The following is a 7,674-nucleotide window of genomic DNA, read 5'->3' as shown; positions in this document are numbered from 1 at the left end:
GGCGGGCGGGACGGCGACTCCCGGCCGCCCCGCCCGCCCGCTCGCGCGCTAGGACTTCGCCCGCGCCAACTCCTCCTCGCCCGCCTCCTCCTGGACGGGCTTCGGCCGGCCCGGCAGGAAGACGGCCACCACGATCGCCCCCACCACGGCCACCGCGGCCCCGCACAGGGCGGTGATGTGCATGGCGTGCAGGAACGCGTCATGGGCGGGCTCGACCAGCACCCGGCCCCGGTCGCCGAGCTTGGCGGCGACCCCGAGGGTCGCCTCGATCGACTCGCCCGCCGTGTCGCGCAGGCCCGCCGGCAGCGTGCCGAGGTGGCCCTCGATGCCGTTGCGGTACGACGTCGACAGCACCGAGCCGAGGACGGCGATGCCGAGCGCGCCGCCGACCTGGCGGAAGGTGTTGCTCAGCGCGGAGGCGGAGCCCGCCTTCTCGCGGGGCAGCGCCTGCATGATGACGACGCTGGTCGGGGTCATGATGTGGGCCATTCCCGCGCCCATGAAGAAGAAGACGACCTCCAGGAGCCAGATCGGGGTGCCGGCGTCCAGGGTGGCGAACGCGACGAGCGTCGCGGCGAGGACGAGCATCGCCGTCGTGGTCGTCGCCCGGATCCCTATGCGGTCCACGACCAGCCGCGCGCGCGGCGCGAAGATCAGCTGGGCGGCGGCCAGCGGCAGCAGCAGCAGACCGGTCTGGAGCGGCGAGTAGCCGCGCACGCTCTGGGTGTAGAAGACCGAGAAGAAGGTCACGCCCATCAGCGCGAAGAAGACCAGCGCGATGACGGAGATCGCCGCCGAGAAGACCTTGTTCTTGAAGTAGTCCATGTCGACGGACGGGTGGTCGCTGCGCTTCTCGAACACCACGAACGCGGCCAGGACGGCCAGGCCGGCCCCGATCGTCGCCAGCACCTTCGCGTCCGTGAAGTCGGCCAGTTCGCCGCCCTTGATGATGCCGTACACGAGCAGGACGAGGCCGACCACCGACAGCACGACGCCGACGAGGTCGATGCGGCCCGGCTTCGGGTCGCGGGACTCGGGCACCAGCCACAGCATCAGCCCGAACGCGAGCAGCACGATCGGCACGTTGATGAGGAAGACCGAGCCCCACCAGAAGTGGCCCAGCAGCAGTCCGCCGGTGATGGGACCTATGGCGATGGCGAGCCCGACGCCGCCGGCCCAGATGCCGATCGCCTTGGGCTGCTCCTCGCGGTCGAAGACGTTCATCAGGACGGCCAGCGTGGCGGGCATCACGAAGGCCGCGCCGAGCGCCATCAGCGCGCGGAAGGCGATGAGCTGCGCGGGCGAGCCGGACTCCGCGGCGAGCGCCGAGCCGATGCCGAACACCGCCAGTCCGCCGAGCAGGACCTTCTTGCGGCCGATGCGGTCGCCGAGGAGGCCGGCGGAGAACAGCAGTCCCGCGAAGACGAGCGTGTAGGCGTTGATCGCCCACTCCAGCTCGCTCTGGGTGGCCCCGAGGCCCGTCGGGGCGGGCGTCGAGATCGTCTTGATCGCGACGTTCAGGATCGAGTTGTCGAGCACCACGATGAGCAGGCTCAGCATCAGGACGCCGAGGATCGCCCAACGACGCCGGTGCACCGCTTCCGGTATCCGCGGAGCGGTGGGGACGGCAGGAGTAGTCATGACGCCGAGCCTAGAACACTTCCGATACGGAACCGTCTCGTATCGATTCCGTCGCCCTCATTCTTACTGAGGCTTTACCCACAGGGGGCGCTCTGGCCCTCGCCGACCCGAGGTGCCACCATGGGAAGCGGTCCGGGGACGCCGTGAGGGCGCCTCGAGATGACGAAGGAGCCGTAGCCATGACGCAGTTCTCGGCTGCCCACCCCCAGCCCACCGACGGCAGCAAGGCGCTGTACGGGGGCAAGGGCACACGCCGCATCACGGTCCGCGACCTCGCGCTCGCCAAGGAGCGGGGCGAGAGGTGGCCCATGCTCACCGCGTACGACGCGATGACCGCGTCCGTCTTCGACGAGGCCGGGATCCCGGTGATGCTCGTCGGCGACTCGGCGGGCAACTGCCACCTGGGGTACGAGACGACCGTTCCCGTCACCCTCGACGAGATGACCATGCTGTCGGCGGCGGTCGTCCGCGGCACCTCCCGTGCGCTGATCGTCGGCGACCTGCCGTTCGGCTCCTACCAGGAGGGCCCGGTGCAGGCGCTGCGCTCGGCGACCCGCCTGGTCAAGGAGGCCGGGGTCGGAGCCGTGAAGCTGGAGGGCGGCGAGCGCTCGCACCGGCAGATCGAGCTGCTGGTGGAGTCGGGCATCCCGGTCATGGCCCACATCGGCCTGACCCCGCAGTCGGTGAACGCCATGGGCTACCGGGTGCAGGGCCGCGGCGAGGAGGCGGCCGCCCAGCTGCTGCGCGACGCCAAGGCCGTGCAGGACGCGGGCGCGTTCGCGGTGGTGCTGGAGCTGGTGCCGGCGGAGCTCGCGGCCGAGGTCACACGGGTGCTGCACATCCCGACGGTCGGCATCGGCGCCGGCCCGGAGACCGACGCGCAGGTGCTCGTGTGGACCGACATGCTCGGGCTGACCGGCGGCCGGGTGCCGAAGTTCGTCAAGCAGTACGCGAACCTGCGCGAGGTCATGGGCAACGCGGCGAAGGCGTTCGCGGAGGACGTCGTCGGCGGGACGTTCCCTCTGGACGAGCACTCCGTCCACTAGAGCCGATTTGGCACCACGACAGCCCGCCGACCGTCCCCCGTCGGCGGGCTGTCCCCTTTCCCGCGCCGCCGCGGTCTCCCCTGCGCGGGAGACCGCGGCGGCGCGGTTGCGCACGGGGGTGGGGCGGTGCCTGTCGGCGATCCGTCGGCGGCGTCGGCCGCTGTCGGTGGCCTGTCGGTGGTTTGTCGGTGGGCTTCGGCACTGTCTCCCCCATGACACGAATCGACGAGAACCCCGAGGGCGCCACGGGCGCCGTGACCGTTCGGGGGCTGGTGAAGCACTACGGCGAGACCAAGGCCCTGGACGGGGTCGACCTGGACGTGCGCGAGGGCACGGTCATGGGGGTGCTCGGGCCCAACGGCGCCGGGAAGACCACCCTCGTGCGGATCCTGTCCACCCTGCTCGCCCCCGACAGCGGACACGCGACCGTCGTCGGCTACGACGTCGTACGCCAGCCCCGGCAGCTGCGCCGGGTCATCGGACTCACCGGGCAGTACGCGTCCGTGGACGAGAAACTCCCCGGGTGGGAGAACCTCTACCTCATCGGACGGCTGCTCGACCTGTCCCGCAAGGACGCCCGGGCCCGCGCCGACGAGCTGCTGGAACGCTTCTCCCTCACGGACGCCGCCCGGCGCCCGGCGAGCACGTACTCGGGCGGCATGCGGCGGCGGCTCGACCTGGCCGCCTCGATGATCGGACGGCCGCAGGTGCTGTTCCTGGACGAGCCGACCACCGGCCTCGACCCCCGCACCCGCAACGAGGTCTGGGACGAGGTCAAGCGGATGGTCGGCGACGGGGTGACCGTCCTGCTCACCACCCAGTACATGGAGGAGGCCGAGCAGCTCGCCTCCGAGCTGACCGTCGTGGACCGGGGCAAGGTGATCGCCAACGGCGCCATCGAGGAGCTGAAGGCGAAGGTCGGCGGCCGCGCGCTGCGGGTCCGCCCGGCCGACCCGGCTCAACTGCGTCCGCTCGCCGGATGGATCGACGACCTGGGCCTCACCGGGCTCGCGAACACGACCGTCGACACCGAGCGCGGCTCGGTCCTGGTCCCCGTGCTCAGCGACGAGCAGCTGACAGCCGTCGTCGGCGCGGTCACCGCCCGGGGCATCACCCTCGCCTCCATCACCACCGAACTGCCCAGCCTGGACGAGGTGTTCCTGTCCCTCACCGGCCACCGTGCCGGCGCCGTGGACGACACCGCACCCGCCGACACCCGCGAGGAGGTCTCCGTATGAGCGCCACGACCGCTCCGATCGCCGACATCGAGGCGGACGCCCGCATCCCGCTGCGCGGCCACCTGCGTCACACCGGCGCCCTGATCCGGCGCAACCTGCTGTGGATCAGGCAGGACCCGGAGTCGATGTTCGACGCGCTGCTGATGCCGATCGTGTTCACCCTGCTCTTCGTGTACGTCTTCGGCGGCTCGATCGGCCAGGCGCTGGGCGGCGGCCAGGACGGCTACGTCCAGTACGTCATCCCCGGCATGATCGCGATGATGAGCATGACGCTGTCCCAGGGCGTCGGCACCGGCTTCAGCCAGGATTTCAACTCCGGTGTCATGGACCGCTTCCGCTCGCTGCCGATCGGGCGCGGCTCGGTGCTCTTCGCGAAGATCTCGGTGGAGATCGTCCGGATGCTCTTCGCGACGACCGTGCTGATGATCGTCTCCGTCCTGGTCGGGTTCGACATCGACAGCTGGCCGGGACTGTTCGCGGCCGTGGGGCTGTCCACCGTGTTCGCCTCGTCGATCATGTGGGTGTTCCTCACCCTGGGCGTGGTCCTGAAGAACGCGCAGTCCGTGCAGGCCATGGGCTTCCTGGTGCTCTTCCCGTTGCAGTTCGGCTCGTCGATCTTCGCGCCCACGGCGTCGATGCCGGGCTGGCTCCAGGCCTTCACCGACTACAACCCGCTGTCCGCGCTCGCGGACGCGGCACGCGGCCTGATGACGGGCGGCCCGGTCGCGCACGGCCTGTGGGTCACCCTGGCCTGGTCGTTCGGGATCACCGTGCTGATGGCCCCGGTCGCGATCCACAAGTTCCGCACCAAGAGCTAGGCCGGGTCCACGCCAGGACGCCCAGGGTCTTTCGTTCGGATCAGGCCGGCCGAGAGGGACTGCGCTTGTCGGCCGGGTCGAGCGGGGTCCGGTGCGTGCGGCTGCAAGGCGGAGGAGGGCGTCGACGCGGAGCGTCGACAACCTTGCGGGTCAATACGCCTAGGACGGCGCGCGTTCCACCAGGGCGGTGGCCTCATCGTAGGAGAGGCCGCCGCCCTCGGCGTAGGCGGACGCGAAGTCCTCCTCGCCGAGTGCGGCACGGGCCCGGTCCATGGCGAGGTCGTGCGCCTCGCGCTCCCAGCGCGTGTGCACGTGCCCCGGCGGCAGCAGCGCGTCGGCGGCGCCCAGGCAGCGGGCGGCGGCCCCGGCGCGGCTGCCGCCGTCGAGTCCGGCGAGGGCGGTCGCGGCGACGCACAGGTAGACGGAGCGCATCTGCGGGGCCACGGCCAGCGACAGCGGGTCGGTGGCCCGCAGCAGCGCGCCGCGGACGCCCGTGAGGGCCTGCGCGTACCGCTCCTCGACCGCGTCCAGCCACGCCTCCGCGCCCTGCACGAAGGCGTCGAAGACCGCGAAGTGCCCGAAGGCGAAACTTTCGCGCAGCAACCGCAGTTGCTCGCGGGCCTCGGCCCTGCGGCCGGTGACGCCGAGCCGGCCGGCGAGGAAGAGACGGGCCGCCGGGACGGCCTCGTGCCCGAGGTGCTCGGGCCCGTCGATCACCTCGCGGAGCATGCGCTCGCCCCGTTCCTCCTCCCCCGCCTCCAGCAGCACGCTGCCCAGCCGCGCCCCCAGGACCGCCACCTGCGCCCGGGCGTTCAGCTGTCCGGCGTGGTCGATGGCGTCCTCGTAGTCCGCGGCGGCCCGGCGGTAGGCGCCCAGCCGCTCGTGGGCCTCGGCGCGGGCGGAGAGCGCCTCGGCGGTGCCCCAGGCGTCGCCGAGCCGCCGGTAGATCTCCAGCGCCTCGTCGGCGTCGCGGAACGCGCCCTCGGCCCAGTCGGACCGGTTGGCGAGGACGTTGGCGCGCATCTGAAGGCAGGAGGCGAGTTCCCACTCGTAGCCCGGCGTGCGGCGGCAGGTGTCGATGTTCGCGTCGATGCTCTCGCGGATGCGCTCCAGGTCCCCGGTCATCAGCACGGCGAAGTACCAGAGCAGGCCGGGTGCCCGGCAGGTCTGCGGGAGGCCCGGCTCGTAGGCCTCGGCGATCAGTCGCAGCTTGGCCTGCGCGGCAGGGTTGCGCCAGGCCGCCAACTCGGTGTCCATGCAGGCGAGATGGGCGAGGTGGACGCCCCGGCGGGCCTCCAGGAGCAGTTCGCCGGTCAGCGGCGGCGGGGTGTCGGTGCACGGCTTCCACACGGGGGCGGCCCGGCGCAGGGGTTCGGCGAACGGGTCGGGGCCCAGGGCCATGACCTCGACGCACCAGGCGCGGGCCTCCATGCGCAGGTCGCGCATCTGCCAGTACCAGACCAGCGACAGGGTCAGACTGAGCGCCTCCTGCTCGTCGCGCGCGTCGACGGCCCGGCGCAGCGCCCTGCTCAGGTTCTCGTACTCCAGCTGGAAACGGCCGACGGCCTCGCGCTGCCGCGGACCGCGCAGCAACGGCTCGGTGGTTCGGGCGAGTTCACGGTAGTACGTCAGGTGCGCGCGCTCGGCGGCCTCCCGCCGCCCCGACTCGTCCAGCCGCTCGCCCGCGTACTCGGCGACGGTCTCCAGGAGCCGGTAGCGCATGCCCCCGCCGGGCGCGGGCGCGGCGACGACGAGCGACTTGTCGACGAGGGAGGCGAGGAAGTCCAGCAGGGTGCGGCCCGCGCGGGAGCCACGCGGGGCCCCGGGCGCACGGGAGCCCTCGGGCTCGCGCGGGCCGGCGGCGGCCGCGGGTCCGGCCCCGGACGGGCCGGGCGGCCCGGGCGGCGCGCAGACGGCCTCGACCGCGGCGAGGTCGCAGCCCCGGGCGAAGACGGACAGGCGGGCGAGGACGTCGCGTTCGTCGTCGTCGAGCAGGTCCCAGGACCAGTCGACGACCGCCCGCAGGGTCTGCTGGCGGGGCAGGACCGTGCGGCTGCCGGAGGTGAGCAGGCGGAAGCGGTCGTCGAGCCGGTCGGCGATCTGCCGGGGCGTCAGCATCCGCAGCCGGGCGGCGGCGAGTTCGACGGCGAGGGGCAGTCCGTCGAGGCGCCGGCAGATCTCGGCACAGGCCTCGGGGTCGTCCTCGACGCGGAAGCCCGGCCGGGCGGCCGCGCCCCGGTCGGCCAGCAGCCGCAGCGCGGCCGGCTCCGGCAGCGGGCCCAGCGGGCGCAGGACCTCCCCGGGCACGCCGAGGGGCTCACGGCTGGTGGCGAGCACCCTCACCCCGGGGCAGCGCGCCAGCAGTTCCTCGACGAGCCGGGCGGCCGCCTCCACCACGTGTTCGCAGTTGTCCAGGACGAGCAGCATGCGGCGTCGCGCGCAGTGCTCGACCAGCCGCTCCACGGGGTCGCCGCGCCGCTCGGCGACGGCCCGCAACTCCTCGGCGCCGGCGCCGTACAGGACGGTCTCGCGCGCCCCGACGGCGGTGAGGACGGTCTGCGCCACCGCGCCCGGGTCGGCGACGGGCGCGAGCTCGGCCAGCCAGACGCCGTCGCGCGCCGTGTCGCCCACGGTCTCGGCGGCCTCCTGCGACAGCCGTGTCTTGCCGGCCCCGCCGGGCCCGAGCAGCGTGACGAGACGGGCGCTCGCGAGGTCGCCCCGCAGGGCCGCGATGTCGTCCTCCCGGCCGACGAACGAGGTGAGACGCGCCCGCAGGTTGCCTCGCTCCGGCGACGCGGCGGACCGGAGGGCCCGAGCCGACCGGTCGACCGCCGCCCCCTGTGACGGTCCCAGCGGCTCCCCCTGCCGGTCCGGACCCGCCGGCCCCTCCGCCGGCTCCGTGGCGTCCCGCTCCGCCGTGGGGGCGTGGGC

At 73.1% G+C, this 7,674-nt stretch carries 5 protein-coding genes; 3 read left to right on the top strand and 2 right to left on the bottom strand.

Features of this window, described 5'->3' with window-relative positions:
- Window positions 1-48: 48 nt before the first annotated feature.
- Entirely contained in the window at window positions 49-1,641 is a 1,593-nt protein-coding gene (locus KMS84_RS36740) for an MFS transporter (RefSeq protein WP_256920889.1), read from the bottom strand.
- Between the two features lie 179 nt (window positions 1,642-1,820).
- Here KMS84_RS36740 and panB point away from each other — a divergent pair, with 179 nt between their 5' ends.
- The 3 genes from panB to KMS84_RS36725 all read left to right on the top strand — a co-directional run bounded on the left by panB (window position 1,821) and on the right by KMS84_RS36725 (window position 4,743).
- Window positions 1,821-2,687 (top strand): 3-methyl-2-oxobutanoate hydroxymethyltransferase, encoded by an 867-nt coding sequence (panB, locus tag KMS84_RS36735; protein ID WP_256920888.1) that lies wholly within the window; start codon window positions 1,821-1,823, stop codon window positions 2,685-2,687.
- Between the two features lie 212 nt (window positions 2,688-2,899).
- Window positions 2,900-3,925, top strand: a complete 1,026-nt coding sequence (locus tag KMS84_RS36730; RefSeq protein ID WP_256920886.1) for an ATP-binding cassette domain-containing protein — start codon at window positions 2,900-2,902, stop codon at window positions 3,923-3,925.
- Window positions 3,922-4,743 carry an ABC transporter permease gene (locus KMS84_RS36725; protein WP_256920885.1) on the top strand — a complete coding sequence of 274 codons (822 nt, stop codon included), beginning with the start codon at window positions 3,922-3,924 and terminating at the stop codon, window positions 4,741-4,743. The genes KMS84_RS36730 and KMS84_RS36725 overlap by 4 nt, the downstream gene beginning before the upstream one ends.
- Before the next feature lie 159 nt (window positions 4,744-4,902).
- On the opposite strand, the gene KMS84_RS36720 is transcribed toward KMS84_RS36725, so the two are convergent.
- Window positions 4,903-7,674, bottom strand: a 2,772-nt coding sequence (locus KMS84_RS36720; protein ID WP_256920884.1) for an ATP-binding protein, incomplete at its 5' end; no start/stop codon positions are given.

The sequence above is a fragment of the Streptomyces hilarionis genome, assembly GCF_024539675.1.
GTDB lineage: Bacteria > Actinomycetota > Actinomycetes > Streptomycetales > Streptomycetaceae > Streptomyces > Streptomyces hilarionis.
This window is presented reverse-complemented; position numbering and strand designations above follow the sequence as displayed.